General features: G+C 65.9%; 21 protein-coding genes. 14 read left to right on the top strand and 7 right to left on the bottom strand.

Annotated features, from left to right (window positions below):
• Nucleotides 1-229: 229 nt before the first annotated feature.
• The 4 genes from EV283_RS06875 to hemE form a co-directional block, all read right to left on the bottom strand.
• The gene (locus EV283_RS06875) at nt 230-949 is read right to left on the bottom strand and encodes a TerC family protein (RefSeq protein ID WP_207223058.1); all 720 of its coding nucleotides are present in this window, start codon (nt 947-949) and stop codon (nt 230-232) included.
• A gap of 230 nt (nt 950-1,179) precedes the next feature.
• Nucleotides 1,180-2,436 carry a transcription termination factor Rho gene (rho, locus tag EV283_RS06870; protein WP_031395107.1) on the bottom strand — a complete coding sequence of 419 codons (1,257 nt, stop codon included), beginning with the start codon at nt 2,434-2,436 and terminating at the stop codon, nt 1,180-1,182.
• Between the two features lie 272 nt (nt 2,437-2,708).
• A complete protein-coding gene (locus EV283_RS06865) occupies nt 2,709-3,170 on the bottom strand; it encodes a CopD family protein (protein ID WP_130323687.1) in 462 nt (153 codons plus the stop codon).
• Nucleotides 3,167-4,216 (bottom strand): uroporphyrinogen decarboxylase, encoded by a 1,050-nt coding sequence (hemE, locus tag EV283_RS06860; RefSeq protein WP_130323685.1) that lies wholly within the window; start codon nt 4,214-4,216, stop codon nt 3,167-3,169. The genes EV283_RS06865 and hemE overlap by 4 nt, the downstream gene beginning before the upstream one ends.
• A 328-nt stretch (nt 4,217-4,544) precedes the next feature.
• Here hemE and EV283_RS06855 point away from each other — a divergent pair, with 328 nt between their 5' ends.
• From EV283_RS06855 to EV283_RS06805, 11 genes are all read left to right on the top strand, one after another.
• On the top strand, nt 4,545-5,360 hold the full coding sequence (locus EV283_RS06855) for a pyruvate, water dikinase regulatory protein (protein WP_130323683.1): 816 nt from the start codon (nt 4,545-4,547) through the stop codon (nt 5,358-5,360).
• Nucleotides 5,357-5,947, top strand: a complete 591-nt coding sequence (locus EV283_RS06850) for a nucleoside triphosphate pyrophosphatase (RefSeq protein ID WP_130323681.1) — start codon at nt 5,357-5,359, stop codon at nt 5,945-5,947. Before EV283_RS06855 ends, EV283_RS06850 begins: the two co-directional genes overlap by 4 nt.
• A gap of 292 nt (nt 5,948-6,239) precedes the next feature.
• Nucleotides 6,240-7,052, top strand: a complete 813-nt coding sequence (locus EV283_RS06845) for a shikimate dehydrogenase (protein WP_130323679.1) — start codon at nt 6,240-6,242, stop codon at nt 7,050-7,052.
• Nucleotides 7,049-7,624: a dephospho-CoA kinase gene (gene coaE / locus EV283_RS06840; protein ID WP_130323677.1), complete on the top strand. Its 576-nt coding sequence runs from the start codon at nt 7,049-7,051 to the stop codon at nt 7,622-7,624. Before EV283_RS06845 ends, coaE begins: the two co-directional genes overlap by 4 nt.
• A 15-nt stretch (nt 7,625-7,639) precedes the next feature.
• Nucleotides 7,640-8,332 carry a DNA polymerase III subunit epsilon gene (gene dnaQ, locus EV283_RS06835; RefSeq protein WP_130323675.1) on the top strand — a complete coding sequence of 231 codons (693 nt, stop codon included), beginning with the start codon at nt 7,640-7,642 and terminating at the stop codon, nt 8,330-8,332.
• Nucleotides 8,333-8,393: 61 nt separating this feature from the next.
• Nucleotides 8,394-9,011, top strand: coding sequence for a ribosome-associated translation inhibitor RaiA (gene raiA, locus EV283_RS06830; RefSeq protein ID WP_130323673.1), 618 nt, complete (start codon nt 8,394-8,396; stop codon nt 9,009-9,011).
• A gap of 101 nt (nt 9,012-9,112) precedes the next feature.
• On the top strand, nt 9,113-9,580 hold the full coding sequence (locus tag EV283_RS06825) for a PTS sugar transporter subunit IIA (RefSeq protein ID WP_130323671.1): 468 nt from the start codon (nt 9,113-9,115) through the stop codon (nt 9,578-9,580).
• Nucleotides 9,570-10,031: a PaaI family thioesterase gene (locus tag EV283_RS06820; protein WP_130323669.1), complete on the top strand. Its 462-nt coding sequence runs from the start codon at nt 9,570-9,572 to the stop codon at nt 10,029-10,031. Before EV283_RS06825 ends, EV283_RS06820 begins: the two co-directional genes overlap by 11 nt.
• Nucleotides 10,028-10,354, top strand: a complete 327-nt coding sequence (locus EV283_RS06815; RefSeq protein WP_130323667.1) for a DUF1491 family protein — start codon at nt 10,028-10,030, stop codon at nt 10,352-10,354. Before EV283_RS06820 ends, EV283_RS06815 begins: the two co-directional genes overlap by 4 nt.
• 189 nt (nt 10,355-10,543) lie before the next feature.
• Nucleotides 10,544-11,155 carry a cell wall hydrolase gene (locus EV283_RS06810; protein ID WP_242615819.1) on the top strand — a complete coding sequence of 204 codons (612 nt, stop codon included), beginning with the start codon at nt 10,544-10,546 and terminating at the stop codon, nt 11,153-11,155.
• Between the two features lie 93 nt (nt 11,156-11,248).
• Complete coding sequence (locus tag EV283_RS06805) at nt 11,249-11,758, top strand: MmcB family DNA repair protein (protein WP_130323663.1); 510 nt, start codon at nt 11,249-11,251, stop codon at nt 11,756-11,758.
• A gap of 116 nt (nt 11,759-11,874) precedes the next feature.
• Here the strand turns inward: EV283_RS06805 and EV283_RS06800 are convergent, their stop codons facing one another.
• The gene (locus EV283_RS06800) at nt 11,875-12,480 is read right to left on the bottom strand and encodes an ankyrin repeat domain-containing protein (RefSeq protein WP_107956383.1); all 606 of its coding nucleotides are present in this window, start codon (nt 12,478-12,480) and stop codon (nt 11,875-11,877) included.
• A gap of 85 nt (nt 12,481-12,565) precedes the next feature.
• On the opposite strand from EV283_RS06800, the gene EV283_RS06795 reads away from it, so the two are divergent.
• Genes EV283_RS06795 through EV283_RS06785 form a run of 3 tightly spaced genes read left to right on the top strand, consistent with a single transcriptional unit; the run spans nt 12,566 to nt 14,280 of the window.
• Nucleotides 12,566-13,159 carry an SCO family protein gene (locus tag EV283_RS06795; RefSeq protein ID WP_130324013.1) on the top strand — a complete coding sequence of 198 codons (594 nt, stop codon included), beginning with the start codon at nt 12,566-12,568 and terminating at the stop codon, nt 13,157-13,159.
• Nucleotides 13,147-13,590, top strand: a complete 444-nt coding sequence (locus tag EV283_RS06790) for a YcgN family cysteine cluster protein (RefSeq protein WP_130323661.1) — start codon at nt 13,147-13,149, stop codon at nt 13,588-13,590. The genes EV283_RS06795 and EV283_RS06790 overlap by 13 nt, the downstream gene beginning before the upstream one ends.
• Nucleotides 13,591-13,605: 15 nt before the next feature.
• A complete protein-coding gene (locus tag EV283_RS06785) occupies nt 13,606-14,280 on the top strand; it encodes a SprT family zinc-dependent metalloprotease (RefSeq protein ID WP_130323659.1) in 675 nt (224 codons plus the stop codon).
• Here the strand turns inward: EV283_RS06785 and EV283_RS06780 are convergent.
• Nucleotides 14,256-16,442, bottom strand: a complete 2,187-nt coding sequence (locus EV283_RS06780; protein WP_130323657.1) for a PBP1A family penicillin-binding protein — start codon at nt 16,440-16,442, stop codon at nt 14,256-14,258. The genes EV283_RS06785 and EV283_RS06780 overlap by 25 nt on opposite strands.
• Nucleotides 16,443-16,487: 45 nt before the next feature.
• Entirely contained in the window at nt 16,488-16,898 is a 411-nt protein-coding gene (gene msrB / locus EV283_RS06775) for a peptide-methionine (R)-S-oxide reductase MsrB (RefSeq protein ID WP_056419196.1), read from the bottom strand.
• Nucleotides 16,899-16,930: the final 32 nt, after the last annotated feature.

Raw genomic sequence — 16,930 nt, 5'->3', positions numbered from 1 at the left:
CCCTCCCCCAACAATCGTCATTCCCGCGGAGGCGGGAATCCATACTGGCTGGCGCCGCTTAGAAATCGCCGCCCTTTGAGGTTATGGATCCCCGCCTCCGCGGGGATGACGATGGTGGGGTCTGTGTCGGGGCAAGAAACGCCCGGCATGACGAGCTAGCGACGGACATGAAAAAGGCCTCGCCGGACGATCCCGGCGAGGCCTTTTTGCTATCTCAAAAGCGGCGCGATCAGCCGAGCAGCGAGATGATCCCGAGCGTCTCGCCGGTGCCGACCCAGCCTTCGTAGATCATCTTCACCGCGACCACGAGGATCACCGCGAGGCCGATATAGGCGATCCAGCGATACTTGTTGATGACGCGCGCGATGTAGTTCGCCGCCAGACCCATCATCGCGACCGACAGCAACAGGCCGATGACGAGGATGCCGGGATGCTCGCGCGCCGCGCCCGCGACCGCGAGTACGTTGTCGAGGCTCATCGACACGTCGGCGACCGCGACCGCCCAGGCCGCGCTGGCAAAGCCCTTCGACGACTTGATCCCCGAGCGCTCGTCGCCGTCGATCTCGGCGGACCCGGCATTCTCCGCGCCCTCGCGGATTTCGCGCCAGAACTTCCAGCTGACCCACAGCAGCAGCAGGCCGCCCGCGAAGATCAGACCGACGATGCCCATCAGCCACGTCACGATCAGCGCGAAGAAGATTCGCAGGACGAGCGCCGCGCCGATGCCGATCAGGATGACCTTCTTGCGCTGGTCGGCGGGAAGCCCCGCGGCGAGTGCGCCGACGACGATCGCATTGTCGCCTGCGAGGACGAGGTCGATCATCAGGACCGATCCGAACGCGGCGAGCGCCTTGGGATCACCAAGGTTGGAGAAGTCGGCGACGATGTGCTGCCAGATCTCCAGCGGCGAGCCGGGTCCGGCGACTCCCGATGCGGCGGTGGCCAGCATGGCGATGATACTCAAGATGTCAGCTCCCGGTGACGGGCCACCGCCGGTGCGCGGGGGTGGCGGATTTCGACGGGTTTAATAGCAAAGCGGCACGCGAAAGCCATTGCTCTCGCGTGCCGCTTTGGATCTGCTTGTTAGCGCCGCGGCAAAGCCGCGTCGTCGGTCGGGGCCTTGTCCCGCCGGCCGGATCGATGCGAGTCCCGCTGCAGCGTGCAGCGGGCCGCATTCGATCACTGATTCATGGAATCGAAGAAATTCTCGTTGGTCTTCGAATCCTTCATCTTGTCGAGCAGGAACTCCATCGCGTCGATCGTGCCCATCTGCATCAGGATGCGACGCAGGACCCACATCTTGGAGAGCTTGGCCTTGTCGACCAGCAGCTCTTCCTTGCGCGTGCCGGACTTGCCGACGTCGAGCGCCGGGAAGATGCGCTTGTCCGCGACCTTGCGGTCAAGCACGATTTCCGAGTTGCCGGTGCCCTTGAACTCCTCGAAGATCACCTCGTCCATGCGGCTGCCCGTGTCGATCAGCGCGGTCGCGATGATCGAGAGCGAACCGCCCTCCTCGATATTGCGCGCGGCACCGAAGAAGCGCTTCGGACGCTGCAGCGCGTTCGCATCGACACCGCCGGTCAGGACCTTGCCCGACGACGGCACGACGGTGTTATAAGCACGACCCAGACGCGTGATCGAGTCGAGCAGGATCACAACGTCCTTCTTGTGCTCGACCAAGCGCTTGGCCTTCTCGATCACCATCTCGGCGACCTGGACGTGGCGCTGCGCGGGTTCGTCGAACGTCGAGCTGACGACCTCGCCCTTCACGCTGCGCTGCATGTCGGTGACTTCCTCGGGGCGTTCGTCGATCAGCAGGACGATCAGGAACACCTCGGGGTGGTTGTCGGTGATCGCCTTGGCCATGTTCTGCAACATGACCGTCTTGCCGACGCGCGGCGGGGCGACGATCAGCGTGCGCTGGCCCTTGCCCTGTGGGCTGACGATGTCGATCACGCGCGCCGACTTGTCCTTGACGGTCGGGTCGGCGGGATCCAGCGTCAGCTTGCTCTCGGGATAGAGCGGCGTGAGATTGTCGAAATTGACGCGGTGACGGACGACGTCGGGATCGTCGAAATTGACGGCCGTGAGCTTCACGAGCGAGAAATAGCGCTCGCCATCCTTCGGCCCGCGGATCTCGCCCTCGACCGTGTCACCGGTACGCAGGCCGAACTTCCGCACCTGGTTCGGCGAGATGTAGATGTCGTCCGGCCCAGCCAGATAGTTGCTCTCGGGCGAGCGCAGGAAGCCAAACCCGTCGGGCAGCACTTCGATCGTGCCGAGCCCCATGATCTGGTCGCCATTGTCCGCCTGCACCTTCAGGATCGCGAACAACAGGTCCTGCTTGCGCAGCGTCGAGGCGCTCTCGACCCCCAGTTCCTCGGCGAGCTGGACCAGCTCGGCAGGCTTCTTTTTCTTCAGGTCTTTGAGATGCATGGGGATTTCCGGATAGCGATCAACGGGAACAGGTTCGGTCTGCGCGTGCGCTGGAAAGCGGAACTGGGCGAGCCGAACAGGCAGGACCACACGACCGGGCAGGACGCCAGGAGGCCGTGCTGGGGATCGGGGTAGAATTGAGGGGGCGGTTAGTCAAGCGGAGACGGGGCGACCGCCATCGCCGTCATCCTGGGCTCGACCCAGGATCCAGAGCCACAAGCGGTGTCCTCCGCCGCTCTGGATCCTGGATCAAGTCCAGGATGACGCGGGTGTCAGAACGGCTTCACGATTACCAGCACGACGATCAGCGTCACCGCGAGCGCGGGGATCTCATTGAGCATCCGCAGCTGCTTACCCGTAAGCGTCGGCTTCCCCGCCGCGAGCTTCTTGGCATAGCCGATCGTCCAGCCGTGATAGCCCGTGAGCAGGAACACGAGCAGCAGCTTGAGGTGCAGCCAGCCGAGCCCCGGCGCGCCGTCCGCAAGCCCGAGGTTCAGCGCGAGCGCGATCCCCAGCACCCAGACGACGATCATCGCCGGCGTCAGGATAATATGACGGATCTTGCCCTCGCGCTCGACCCAGTTTGCCGCCTCGGCCGCGTTGCCGGCGGCCAGCGCTTCCTGATGATAGACGAGGTAGCGCGGCAGCATGAACAGCCCCGCCATCCAGAAGATCACGAAGATCAGGTGCGCGGCCTTCACCCAGTCATAGGCCGCTCCGAGAAAACCGCTCATGTCGTGCTCCTGACGCGGGCGATGAGCTGCTCGACATGCGCGATCGGCGTGTCGGGCAGGATACCGTGGCCCAGATTGAAGACGTGCGGCCGCTCGACGAACGCCGCGAGGATCCGGTCGATCGCCGCATCGAGATCCGCGCCGCCCGCGATCAACGCGAGCGGATCGAGATTGCCCTGCACCGGCATGTCGGCGGGTAGCGAGGCATGCGCCCAGACCGGATCGACCGTCTCGTCGAGCCCGATCGCATCGACGCCCGTTTCGCGCGCATAGGCGGGAAGCTTGCCCCCTGCCCCCTTTGGAAAGCCGATCACCGGTACGCCCGGGCAGCGCGCATGGAGGCGCTCGACGATTGACGCAGTCGGCGCGATCACCCAGCGTTCGAACTGCGCGGGGCTGAGGCTTCCCGACCAGCTGTCGAACAGCTGCACCACATCGACGCCCGCCTCGATCTGTCGCGCGAGATACTCGACCGTATTGTCCGCGATCGCATCGATGATCGCGCCGAACGCGGCCGGGTCGGCATAGGCGAAGCGCCGCGTCTCGGACTGATCCTTGGACCCCTTGCCCGCCACCATATAGGTCGCGACCGTCCAAGGAGAGCCAGCAAAGCCCAGGAACGTCGTCTCGGAGGGCAATGCCGCGGCGACCTTGGCAACGGTGCCGTAGACCGGCTCCAGCCGCCCCATGACCGGCTGCAACCGATCAAGCGCATGGTCGACCAGCGCGGGTTCGAGCCGCGGCCCTTCCCCCACCCCGAAGCTCAGATCCTGGCCGAGCGCCCAGGGGATCATCAATATGTCCGAGAACAGGATCGAGCCGTCGAACCCGAACCGGCGGATCGGCTGAAGCGTCACCTCGGCCGCGGCGTCGGGATCGGTCGCCAGCGCGAGGAATCCCCCCTTCTCGGCACGCAACGCGCGATATTCGGGGAGATAGCGCCCCGCCTGCCGCATGAGCCACAGCGGCGGTACGGCCTGACGCTCCCCGCGAAGAGTCGCCAGGAGGGGCTTGGTGGCGGGCGAATTGGAGGTCGGATCGGTCAGCGGAGCACCCTTCTTCTACTATAAGAAGATTCAAGAAATAGGTTGTTGCAGTGGTTGGGCGGTTGAACCCGGGACTTATGCGGTGATCCCGGAATTGCCAACAGCTTGACCCCCGCGCACCGCGACAAACGCGCTGATTCGATTCAAGGCTCCCCATTACCCACAGCCTGTGGATAAAATCCGGCCCTGTGCGCGAGCGTGTGGATAGAATCGGTGTTATCCACGGCACACCGGTCGCTTGGCGGGGGCAGCGAGTTACGCTAGCCGTTTTCCCCATGTTATCCACAGATTCACACCCACGGACCCGCCCGCTGGGGATAAAACGCCCATGATGCGGCTCCATCTGCATTTGTTGTCGGATTCGACCGGCGAGACGCTGGAGAACATCGCGAAGGCGGCGCTGGCGCAATATGATGACGTCGAGACCGTCCGCCATTTCTGGCCGATGGTGCGGACCGAGGCGCATCTCGAGCGGATCCTCCAGGAGATCGCGCAGAACCCCGGCCTGGTCGTGTTCACGCTGGTGAACCCCGCGACCCGGCGGATCCTCGAGCAGCGGTGCCTGACCCTGGGGCTTCCCGCGGTGGCGCCGCTCGACCCGGTCAACGATGCGCTTTCCGGGTTGCTCGGGCAGCAGGCCAAGGCGCGGCCGGGGCGACAACACGTCCTCGACGCCGCCTATTTCGCGCGCGTCGATGCGATCCAGTGGACGATCGCACATGACGACGGGATCGCCTGGGAGGAATGGGAGGAGGCCGATATCGTCCTTGCGGGCGTGTCTCGCTCGTCGAAGACGCCGACCTCGATCTATCTCGCCAACCGCGGCTACAAGACCGCGAACATCCCGATCGTCGTCGAGAGCCCGCCGCCCAAGATCCTCTATGCGCTCCGCAGGCCGCTGATCGTCGGGCTGACGACGAGTGCCGACCGGCTGATCCAGGTGCGGCGCAACCGGTTGCTGTCGCTCCACCAGGCGCCCGATACCTCCTATGTCGAGGAGGAGGCGGTGATGCGCGAGCTCGCCTTTGCGCGGCGGATGTTCGCGGACAATGGCTGGCCGGTGATCGACGTCACGCGCCGGTCGATCGAGGAAACCGCAGCGGCGATCATCGCGCTGTGCAACCAGCGGCAGATCGAAGCATGAGCCTGGTCCTAGCATCGCAAAGCGCCTCGCGCCGGGCCATGCTGACCGCGGCGGGGGTGGCGTTCGAGGCGACCTTTGCGGGCGTCGACGAGGATGCGGCCAAAGCGGCGCTGTGTGACCTGTCGCCGCGCGATCTCGCCGATGCGCTCGCCGAACTGAAGGCGCGCAAGGTGTCCGCGCGGATGCCGGGGCAGCTCGTGCTCGGCAGCGACTCGTTGGTAGCGCTGGAGGACGGCACGATCCTCGACAAGCCGGTCGATCGTGCTGACGCTGCGGCGCATCTGCGGCTGATGTCGGGCAAGCGGCACGATCTGTGGAGCGCGGCGGTGATCGCGGAAAATGGCCAGGCGATCTGGCGGCATGTCGAGCGCACGAAGATGCATGTCCGCCCGCTGTCCGAGGCGTTTATCGAGACGTATCTGGATGCGGAATGGCCGGCAATTGCGGGCTGCGTCGGGTGCTACCGGATCGAGGGGCCTGGCGCGCAGCTGTTCGCCAGGATCGAGGGGAGCCAGTTCACGGTGCTGGGGATGCCGCTGCTGAACGTGCTCGACTTTTTGCGCGTGCGCGGCGAACTGCCGGCGTAATCTTCTCCCTTCTCATTTCTCACTTCCCCCTGCCCCGCACCCGCACCCGCACCCACACCGCCCGCCACATTCACCCGTCACCCCAGCGGAAGCTGGGGTATCTCACGAGACAGACGAGGCCTGCCAAACGGGGAGATCCCAGCTTTCGCTGGGATGACGGGGTGGAGGGGAACGGCGTGGAGGAATGACGCCGCGGACGGAGCAAATGCAGCCCCGTGGCAATTCGACCGCGGTAGACTAAACCGTCTTCCAGACTGGATCCCCGCCGTCGCGGGGACGCACGGAGCCTTGCATGACCCGACCCTATGCCGAAGTGATCGGCGATCCGATCGCGCAGTCGAAATCGCCGCTGATCCACGGCTTCTGGCTCGAGGCGCTCGGGATCGACGCCGACTATCGCCACAAGCTTGTCACCGCCGACGACCTCCCCGCCTATTTCGCCGAGCGCAAGGCGGATCCGAACTGGCGCGGGTGCAACATCACGATGCCGCACAAGCTCGCCGCGCTCGACCACGTCTCCGACCCCGGCGACGTCCGCGGGTCGATCGGCGCGATCAACACCGTGTTTCGCAACCAGGCGGGCGACTGCATCGGCACCAATACCGATGCCGCCGGATTCTGGGCGCCGATCGACGATCTCGACATCGCCGGCCAGCCGGTGACGGTGATCGGCGCGGGCGGCGCGGCGCGCGCGATCCTGTTCGCGCTGTCGCGAATGGGCGTCGGGCCCGTGACGATCGTCAATCGCAATCCGCTGAAGGGCGCGGCGTTGCTGGCGACCTTCGGATTGAAGGGGCAGGCGCTGCCGATCGGTCCCGCCGCCCCGCCCTCGCGGCTTCTCGTCAATGCGAGCGTGCTCGGCATGGCGGGCCAGCCCCCGCTCGAGATCGACCTTGGCGCGCTCGAGCCCGACTCGCTGGTGTACGACATCGTCTATTCGCCGCTCGAGACAGACCTGCTCAAGGCGGCGCGGGCGCGCGATCTGGAAACCGTCGATGGGCTGGAGATGCTGATCGGCCAGGCCGCGGTCGCGTTCGAGATATTGTTCCACGTGGAACCACCGCGCGACCGCGACGAGGAATTGCGGGCGTTGCTGATCCGATGATCATCGGCCTCACAGGATCGATCGGGATGGGCAAGTCCGCCGTCGCCGCGATGTTCGCCGACGAAGCCATCCCGGTGTTCGACGCCGACGCGGCGGTCCACCGGTTGCAGGGAGTCGGCGGTCGGCTGGTGGCGCCGATCGAGGCCGCCTTCCCCGGCACGACCGCAAACGGCGCGGTCGATCGCGCGAAGCTCGGCGCGGCGGTGTTCGGCGACGATGCGGCGATCAAGCGACTCGAAGCGATCGTCCACCCGGCGGTTGGCGAAGAGCGCGCCGCGTTCCTGGCGAAGCATGCCGGCAAGCGAGTCGTGTTCGACGTCCCTCTCCTTTTCGAAACCGGTGGCGACCAGCGAGTCGACGTGATCGTCGTCGTCTCCGCCGCGCCCGACGTCCAGCGTGCCCGCGTCCTCGCGCGTCCCGGCATGACCGCGGAGAAATTCGCCACGATCCTCGCCCGCCAGACCCCCGATGCCGAGAAACGCGCGCGGGCGCACCATGTCATCCATACCGATACGAGCTTCGACGAAACGCGGGCGCAGGTTCGCGCGGTGCTTGCGTCCTTGGAAATCTGAGCCGATACCATGGCGATGCGCGAGATCGTCTTCGACACCGAAACCACCGGCCTAAGTTTTTCCGGTGGCGACCGCATGGTCGAGATCGGCTGCGTCGAGATGCTCAACCGGGTCGAGACCGGGCGCACCTTCCACGCTTATTACCATCCCGAACGCGACATGCCGGTCGAGGCGTTCAACGTCCACGGGCTCAGTCAGGCGTTCCTGTCCGACAAGCCGCGATTCGGCGACGCGGTCGAGGAGCTGCTCGAATTCGTCGGCGATTCGCCGATGATCGCACACAATGCCGGCTTCGATTTCTCGTTCCTCAACGGCGAGCTGACCAAGTGCGGCCGACCGATCGTTCACATGAAACGGATGGTCGACACGCTGCAGATTGCGCGCAGCCGTCATCCGGGTGCCAAGCATTCGCTCGACGCGCTGTGCTCGCGCTTCGGAATCGATCGCAGCCACCGCGTGCTGCACGGCGCGCTGCTCGACGCGCAGCTGCTCGCGCAAGTCTATGTCGAGCTGATGGGCGGTCGCCAGATCGGCCTCGGGCTGCTCAGCGACACTGGCAACAGCGCTTCGACTCCGGTCGTCGCACAGGCGCCTCGGGTCGTTCGCCCGCCGCGGGTTTTCGTGGCGAGCGAGGGAGACCTTGCGGCGCATGCGGCGTTTATGAAGGGGATCAAGGATCCGATTTGGGGGGCCGTGGCGTCCGGATGACGCCGGCAGGGTGGAGCCAACAGGACCGCCCGAAGACAGTAACGTCGACAAGGAGACGAACATGGATATCCGGATTTCTGGTCATCAGGTTGACACTGGCGAAGCGCTGAACAGCCATGTGGAAGACCGACTCCAGGGTATCGCCGACAAGTATTTCGCGCGCGCCATCTCGGCCGAGGTCACGTTCGGCAAGGGGCCGCACGATGCCGGCTTCAAATGCGATATCGTCGCGCATGTGATGAAGGGCCTCGTGCTCAAGGGGCATTCGGACGCCTATGATGCCCGCGCCGCATTCGACGGTGCCGCCGCGAAGATCGAGACCCAGCTCCGGCGCTACATGCGTCGCCTGAAGGATCGCCACGCCGGCGAAGCGGTCGCGATGGCGGCGAGCAACGGCTATGACAATGCCGGCTACACGCTGTTCCAGGAAAGCATCGAGGAGGACGATGTCGCGGACGCACCGCTGATCATCGCCGAGACGCGTGTCGACATCCCCGAGGCGACGGTGTCCGATGCGGTGATGATGCTCGATCTGCGCAATACCGCCGCGTTGCTGTTCATGAATGCGGGCACCGGCGCGCACAACATGGTCTATCGCCGCGGCGACGGCACGATCGGCTGGGTCGAGCCACAACGCGCTGCGGCATCCGCCGCCCCAACCTCCGCTTCGACGCAATAAGAAGCGTCCAATACGGCGTCCGTCTCTCGGCTGCGCCTTTACGCCCCCGTGCAACCCGCTAAGGCGGACGTGCGCGGGGGCGCCTTGAGACAATGTACAGCATGACCGATTTCAGTGATATGTTGCGTCCCGACGCAGTGCAGACGGGCGTTGTCGCCGCGACGAAGAAAGCGGTGTTCCAGCATATCGCGACGATGGCCGCCGAAACCGTCGATGCGGACGTCAAGACGATCAACGAGCGACTGACCGCACGCGAGAAGCTCGGCTCGACCGGGTTCGGCGGCGGCGTCGCGATCCCGCATGCCAAGCTGGACGGGCTCGCGCAGGTGACCGGCGTCTTTGTCCGACTGGCGCAGCCGGTGGATTTCCAGGCGGTCGACGATCTGCCGGTCGATCTCGTCTTCATGCTGCTCTCCCCTACCGATGCGGGGGCGGTCCATCTGAAGGCGCTCGCGCGCGTCTCGCGGCGACTGCGCGACAAGGCGTTTCTCGAAAAACTGCGCGGGGCTGCCTCGCCCGATGCGCTCTACGCGCTGTTCACCGCAGACGAGGTGCGCGATGCCGCCTGAATCGGCTGGCGCAGAGGCGCATTTTCGTGCGCTGGAATCGCTCTACGCGCAGGCGCCGATCAATCGCTTCTTCGAATCCTCGCTCAAAATTCCCGAAGCCGGCGTCGCGCGAATCCATTTCACGATAGACGAACGCCATTATCACGCAGGCGGTGCCGCGCATGGGACGAGCTATTTCAAGATGCTCGACGATGCGGCGTTCTACGCATCGAACAGCCTCGTCACCGATCGTTTCCTGCTGACGACCGCGTTCAACCTTCTGCTCACGCGACCGCTGAAGGTCGGACCGGTGATCGCCGAGGGACGCTGGATCAGCGGCAAACGGCGCGTGTTCGTCGCGGATGCACGGCTGATCGATGCGGATGGCGAGGAGGCTGCGCGCGGCACGGGCACGTTCATGCGCTCGCGGATCGCGCTTGCCGGCCTGCCTGGATATCGCGCCCCGGCATGAGCGGGCGGCTGCCCAGCGGCGTGCTCGTCAGCGCCCTCCTTCGCCGAGTCAATGACGCCGGCGGCTTTGGCGCGGTGATGGCGAAAGGCGACGCTCAGGGGGGCGCGATTCTGGTCATCGCGGTCGATAAAGGGGCCCCTCCCCGCCTGCTCGAACGCGGACTCGGGCCCGATGGACGGACCGTGATGATCGACTCGACTCCGGCCGAAGACCCCGACGGCTATTGGCGGCGGCGACGCGCGCGCGACCCGGATCTATGGGTCGTCGAGGTGGACATCGCAGCGGCGGAACGGTTCGCCGCTGAAACGATCCTCGACGATTGACTCGAAAGCCCCCCCAATAGAGGGGGATTGCAACATTGATTGGCGTTGTGCTGGGACGGGTGCGATCCGGATCAGTTACGCAGTCGGGGGGATGCTCGGACGATTGGCTTGTACGATCGCTTTCGTGGTTCAACCGCATCTGAATAAGTTTGAATGACGATTCTTCAGCGGGCTGCGACAATCGCAGTCATGACCTTCTCTCTCGCCGGCCTGCTCGGCAACAGCGCTCCCGGCAAGGCAACCGGTCTCGATCGCTCGACCACCAATCTCACTGCTCTTGCCAATCTAAACGCCCTCTCCCCGCAGAATGTTCCGCAGATCGCTCCAGTCGCAACGCCCGTTGCTACCGTCGAGCCTGTCGCCCCGAACGCTGCCACGGCCGAAGCCGAAGAATTCGACACGCTCGCCCAGGCCGTCGCCGCGCAGGACAGCGCCGCCGCCGACGATGCGCTCCAGTGCCTTGCCGGCGCGATCTATTTCGAATCCAAGGGTGAGCCGCTGACGGGCCAGCTCGCCGTCGCCGAAGTCATCATCAACCGCGCCAAGTCGGGTCGTTTCCCCGCCGACGTCTGTGCCGTCGTCAAGCAGCGCGGCCAGTTCAGCTTCGTCCGCGGTGGCCAGATCCCCACGATCAACGCCGGCACCGCCTATCGCACCGCGATCGCGGTCGCCAAGGTCGCACTCGCCGACGCCTGGAACAGCCCTGCCGAGAAGGCGCTGTACTTCAACACCGCCGATCGCCGTCCTTCGGTTCGCGCGGTCAAGGTCGCTTCGATCGGCAACCACGTCTTCTATCGCTGAGCGCGTCGCACTCTCGGGCGATCCGTCGCCACTAGCGTTACCACAATCCGTGAATGAGCTTGCCTCGTTCGCGGATTGTTCTATTTCCGGCCCATGCTCGACATGCCACCGGACTCCTGCATCGACAAACCGGGATCACCCCCCGATGCCATGATGTGCGCCGCCGACGTGGCGCGCGGCGTGATCCGGATGTTGCTGCGCCACGACCTTGTAGCGATGACCGAAGTACCGCTCGATGGCGGTCGTCGTGCCGACCTCATGGCGGTCGATGCGCGCGGGCAGATCGTGATTGTCGAGATCAAGGTTTCGCGCGCGGACCTGCTCGGCGACGGGAAGTGGCCCGATTATCTCGCCCATTGCGACCGGTATTTCTGGGCGGTGCCCGCGGGATTCGACACCGCGCCGCTGCACGGCCCGGTGTTCCTGCCCGAGCGCACCGGGATCATCGTCGCGGACCGCTACGACGCGGCGATCGTGCGCGAGGCGCATACCACCCCCCTGCCCGCGCATGTCCGCAAACGGGGGACGCTGGCCTTTGCGCGGCGCGCCGCACGGCGGCTGATCGCGCAGATGGACCCGGATGCGGACGGGTTGGCGTTCTGAGCACGCCCGTCATCCTGACGAAAGTCAGGATCCAGAGGTGTTAGGCATGCGTCCCGTTACTCTGGATCCTGACTTTCGTCAGGATGACGGATGAGGGATTCGTGGCGAGTGCCCGTTCAGAACTTCGGCCCCGAGACCGCCTTCTTCACCTTCTTCGGCGCATCGGCGAGCAGCTTGGTCACGACCGGGTTGCGGCCGTCCTGCTTGGCATAGTCGCGCGCAGACATGCCCGCCATGATGTCCGCCTGGTCGGGATCGGCGCCCTCCGTCAGCAACACCCGGATCATGCCGACGTCGCGACGCTGCACCGCGCGGATCAGCGGGGTTTCGCCCGCCGAGTTGGCAAGGTTCGGGTTCGCGCCCGCGGCGGTCAGGATCGGGATCATCCCCGTTTGCCCCAGCGTCACCGCGAGCAGCAACGGGGTGTTGCCCTTGCCGTCGCGCAGGTTCGCATCGGCGCCCTTCTGCAACAGGAACCGCAGATACACCTCGTCGCTGCGCTTGATGACGATGTGGAGCGCGCCCTCGCCGCTGGTGACGTCGCGCGTGTTGATGATGTTGCTGCCCGGGCGGCCGAGCATCTCGAGCACGTCGTTGTTCTTGGCATCGCGCACCGCGGACAGGAACTTGTATCCCTCCGACTGGCCCTGCGCGAAGGACGGCGTGGCGACGCCCAGCGCCGGCGTGAGGATGGCGGCGGCGAGCATCAGGCGAATACGCATCGAGAGACTTCCTTGGTTCGTCCTGGATATAGGCCGACGCTTGCGCCGCGGTAGCGAACAGATCAAGGCTGGCGGCATCATGACCATGCGTTTCATCCCTTTCGGTGCGCTCGCCCTTGTCGGTGCGCTTGGCGTGTCGGCGTGCAATGCGCCGGCACCGTCCGCAAAACCCCCGCTAGAAGGCGCCCGGATCGGCGGGGCCTTCGCGCTGACGGACCAGAATGGCCAGGCCGTCACCGAGCGGAGTTTCGCCGGCAAATACCGGATCATGTATTTCGGCTACACCTTCTGTCCCGATGTGTGTCCGACGGATGTCCAGGCGATCGGCGCCGCAGTGAAAACGCTCGAGTCGAGCGACCCTGTACTGGCGGCGAAGATCGTCCCGGTGTTCGTGACGGTCGATCCGGCACGTGATACGCCCGCGGTGCTCAAACAGTTCGTCTCGGCCTTCCACCCGCGCATGGTCGGGCTGACCGGCACCGACGCGCAGATTGCCCGGATCAAGACCGACTATGCGGTCTATTCGAGCAAGGGCGATGCGTCCCCTGGCGGCGGCTACCTCGTAAACCACTCCCGCCAGGCCTATCTGATGGACCCGGACGGCAAGCCCCTTGCTTTGCTGCCGCAGGAAAAAGGGCCCGATGCCGTGGCGACAGAGATCAAGCGCTGGGCCCGGTGAGCGCACGCTTCTGGGAAAATACGCCGATCGAGCAACTCGATCGCGGCCAATGGGAGGCCCTGTGCGACGGCTGCGGCAAATGCTGCATCCACAAGCTCGAGGATGAGGAGACCGGCGAGCTCGTTGCGACCAATGTCTCGTGCCGCCTGCTCGACCGCCGCAGCGGGCAATGTTCCGATTACCGGCACCGGCACGCCTATGTGCCCGAATGCGTACGGTTGACGACCGGCAACGTCCACGGGATCGACTGGCTGCCCTCGACCTGCGCCTATCGCCTGCGCGCGGCGGGCGAGCAGTTGCCCGAATGGCATTACCTGGTCTGCGGCGACCGCGAGGCGGTTCACCGCGCCAAGCAGTCCGTGCGCGGCTGGACCGTCAGCGAGGACGAGGCGGGCGAGCTGGAATATCACGTGATCGACCGCGAACTGTAAGCCGGAGCGCGCACGATGATCGAGGGTCTGGAGATCGTCCGTCACCCCCGCGCCCGTTGCGCGCGTCTGTCGATCGATCCCGCAAGCGGCCGCGCGCGGCTCGTGCTGCCCAAGCGGGCGGCGTTGAAGCAGGCGCTGGCCTGGGCGGAGGACAAGGCGGACTGGATCGCCGAACAGCGCGCGTTGCTGCCCCTGCCCCGCCCGTTCGAGCCCGGTGCGGTGCTGACCGTCGCCGACGAGGCGCTGACGATTGCATGGGAGCCGGGCAGCCGCCGGACGGTGGTACGCGATGGCGCGGTCCTGTCGCTGTCGGGGCCGCCCGAAACGATTTCCCGTCGCGTCGAGGCCTGGCTGAAACGCGCGGCGCTGGCCGTCCTGGAAACCGAAACCGCCGAATATGCCGCCAAGGCCAAGGTCAGCGTCGCGCAGGTCGCGGTCGGCGACGCCAAGGGCCGCTGGGGCAGCTGCGCCTCGAGCGGGGTCATCCGCTATAGCTGGCGGCTGATCCTGGCGCCGAGCTGGGTCCGCAGGGCGACCGTCGCGCACGAAGTCGCACACCGCGTCCACATGAACCACGCGCCGGTGTTCCACGCGCTGGTGGAGCAGCTCTATGGCGAAGACCCCACACCCGCGCGCGTCTGGCTACGCACGCACGGCGCGGGGCTTCACTGGTTCGGGCGGTCTTCCTGATCCCGGTCGCTCTGGAAGCGCTGCGTCTGAACCTGGTCGCGCGGCACGTCGCGCTGGAGTGGCTGCCGCCCCGCGGGTGACGGCTCGCGCCGTTCGCGCCCGGTGACACGGTCGATCCAATCCTGGTTCATCTGCTGCGGCGGGACCGCGGGCGGCGCCGGAGTCTCGGGCTGATCCGCATCGGGCCGCGCCAGCGTGTCGCCGGTCTGTGCGTCTGTCGGAACGGGCACGCCGTCCTGCGCGATCGGGTTGCCATCCGCATCGACCGCCATCTGGCCATTGTCGGGCTGGCCGAAATAGCTCTCCTCGTCGGGTTCGAGTTGCCATTCGGGCAACGTCACCTGCGTATCGAACTGTTCGATCGGACGGCTGGCGGTCGCGGGCTTCATGAACGCCGCCCAGGCCTTGGCCGGCGCGGTGCCGCCGTGCAGCCCGGCGATCGGCCTGGCATCGTCGCGACCCATCCACACGCCGGTGGTGATGCCGCTGGAGAAGCCCAGGAACCAGCCGTCCTTCGATGCGCTGGTCGTCCCCGTCTTGCCCGCGACGGGGCGGCCGATCTGCGCGGCACGACCGGTGCCGGTATTGACCGCGGTCTGCAGCAGGTCGGTCATCTCCGCGGCGACATAGGGCGCGACGAGCACATGGCTGCGGTCGACCTCATGCGTGTAGATCGTTTGGCCATTGGCGGTCACGCGCGTGATCCCATAGGGCGTGACCGCGACGCCCTTGTTGGCGACCGAGGCGAAGGCACGCGTCATGTCGATCACGCGCACTTCCGAGGTGCCGAGCACCATCGACGGATGCGTGTTGACCGGCGTCGTGATCCCGAACCGGCGCGCCATGTCCGCCACCGTGGTGAAGCCGACCTCCTGGCCAAGCTTGGCGGCCACGGTGTTGAGCGAATAGGCGAAGGCGGTGCGCAGCGAGACGGCGCCGGAATTACGCCTGGAATCGTTGCGCGGGCTCCAGCCGCTGATCGTCACGGGCTCGTCGACGATCGAATCCGCAGGCTTGTGGCCCGCTTCGAGCGCGGCGAGGTACACGAACAGCTTGAACGACGAGCCCGGCTGGCGGACCGCCTGCGTCGCGCGGTTGTAGATCGACGAGACGTAATCCTTGCCGCCGACCATCGCGCGCACTTCGCCGCCGCGATCGAGCGCGACCAGTGCGCCCTGTGCGCCCGGTGGCGCATTGGCGCGGATCGCCTCGTCCGCCTGGCGCTGCATCGTCAGGTCGAGCGTCGTCCAGACTTCCAGCGGCTCGGTGGTCTCGTCGATCAGCGTATCGAGCTGCGGCAACGCCCAGTCGGTGAAGTAGCGGACGCTGTTCTGCTTGGGCTCGGGCGCGAGCTTGAGGCCCGATATATCGGCATCGGCCGCCTGCGACGCGGTGATCGCCCCCGTCTCGCGCATCGTCTCCAGCACCACGCCCGCGCGGCCCATCGCGGCCTCCGCATCGGCGGTCGGCGAGTAGTTGGACGGCGCCTTGACGAGGCCGGCGATGACCGCGGCCTCGGCCAGGCTCAGATGATCCGCGCCATGGCCGAAGAATTTGCGGCTCGCCGCGTCGATTCCGTACGCGCCGCCGCCATAATAGACCTTGTTCAGATACAGTTCGAGGATCTGGTCCTTGGTGAACTTCCACTCCAGCGCGAATGCCAGGATGCCCTCGCGGAACTTGCGGCCGAACTTCTTCTGGTTGTTGAGGAAGACGGTGCGCGCAAGCTGCTGCGTGATCGTCGATCCACCTTGCGTCCAGTGGCCGCGATCATAGCGCACCTTCACCGACCGCGCGACGCCGACCGGGTCGATGCCGATATGCGAGCGGAACCGGCGATCCTCGACCGAGACGGTCGCGTCGCGCATCACCTGGGGGATCTGGCTATAGGGCAGCCATTCGCCAAAGCTCGGCCCCATCGACACGATCACGGTGCCGTCGGCGGCGTGGACTCGGATCATCTGGCCGTTCGGCGAGGATTTCAGGCTGTCAAAGCTCGGCAGCTGCGACATCGCAACATAGACCGCGATCGCCAGCGCACCAAGTGCGAGCACCGCGATCCCGATACAGAGCTGCAGGGTGACGACCAGCCGCCGCCGCCAGCGTGACGCCGGTGGAGTGGGGGGCCGACGGGACGGGGAAGCAGAACGCGTACGAGCCATGTAGCTCGCGGAATTACGCGCTATGCCCCCGCCCTACAAGCGGGATCAAGCCGCGGCGTTTGCTTTGCGCGGCCGGAATTCGAGCGACAGCGAATTCATGCAGTAACGCTGCCCGGTCGGTGGCGGGCCGTCGGGGAAGACATGCCCCATATGGCTGTCGCAGCGCGCGCACCGCGTCTCGATCCGCGTCATGCCATGGCTGCGATCCGCGTGATCGGTGACCGCATCGGGGCCGATCGGCTGCGTGAAGCTCGGCCAGCCCGAGCCCGAATCATATTTGTCCGCGCTGTCGAACAGTTCGTTCGAGCACGCCGCGCACCGGTAGATGCCATCGGCCTTGTTGTCGTTGAGCGCGCCGGCAAATGCGCGTTCGGTGCCCGCCTCGCGCAGCACGTGATATTGTTCGGGGGTGAGTCGCTTGCGCCACTCGGCTTCGGAAAGATTGAGCTGATCCATGGGTTTGAATCTCGTGCTGGCGGGACGGATTT

Source organism: Sphingomonas sp. BK036 (assembly GCF_004216825.1).
GTDB lineage: Bacteria > Pseudomonadota > Alphaproteobacteria > Sphingomonadales > Sphingomonadaceae > Sphingomonas.
Note: the sequence above shows the minus strand (reverse complement) of the source record. Positions and strands in the feature narration are given on the sequence as shown.